1 protein-coding gene is annotated in these 825 nt (G+C 25.3%); it reads left to right on the top strand.

Annotated elements, in window-relative coordinates; genetic code table 11:
• A partial coding sequence (locus tag R7P64_RS24190; protein WP_318124134.1) for an FUSC family protein occupies positions 1–632 on the top strand: 632 nt, incomplete at its 5' end.
• Positions 633–825: the final 193 nt, after the last annotated feature.

The following is an 825-nucleotide window of genomic DNA, read 5'->3' as shown; positions in this document are numbered from 1 at the left end:
ACTATTTCTTAATGGGAATTGGTATCATTGTTTTGATACATATTTTAAACCTGTTAAATTGGAAAAAAGCAATTTCACTTGCTGCTATGGTTTTTATAGCGGTTTATATGAATACTGATGATGAAATGATTGTTTATGCTTTTAACAGAGTTCTTGATACCTCTGTAGGTATTTTGGTTGGGGTATTAGTCAATTATTTGATTTCTGCTCCTCATAGTGATTATCAGTTTGATTCATTATTTAAATCCATGAAAAATGATATTAAAAGTATAGTTTATGATATAATTACAGAAAGAAAAGAGATAGATTTAGCTAAATTTAAATCTGATCTTGATAAATTAGAATCTATTTACGAATTGTCAATAGATGAAACGAGATACAAGATTTCTGATAAAGCTAAGATTGATGATAATTTAAATAAATTAAAGAAAATGCAAATTATTTTTACTGATTTATCTTCTATAAAAGCACTAAATTCTAAAAGTTGTATAAATGAAAAAAATAAAAGCACGCTTGAGGAGATGCTAAAGATGACTCTTTTCGTGAAGTGTGACAATGAAACAAGCAATGAAGATATAATATACAATTATCATCTCTCATCACTTTTAAAAAATTTAGCAAGTCTTAATTAAACTATTAATTTGGAGGGCAAAATGAAAGAATTAAGTTACGATTTTTTGATGCAGATTAATAGCGATATCTACTATGATTTAGATAAGTATATCGATAAAAAAAATATTAGAAAAGTTTTATTTAACAAAGTAAGTATAGAGTATCCAGTCATAACTTTGGATAAGGAAAACACAATATTTAATTTATGGTTAA

The organism is Vibrio sp. 2304 (assembly GCF_033339475.1).
GTDB classification, from domain to species: Bacteria; Pseudomonadota; Gammaproteobacteria; order Enterobacterales; family Vibrionaceae; genus Vibrio; species Vibrio alginolyticus.
Note: the sequence above shows the minus strand (reverse complement) of the source record. Positions and strands in the feature narration are given on the sequence as shown.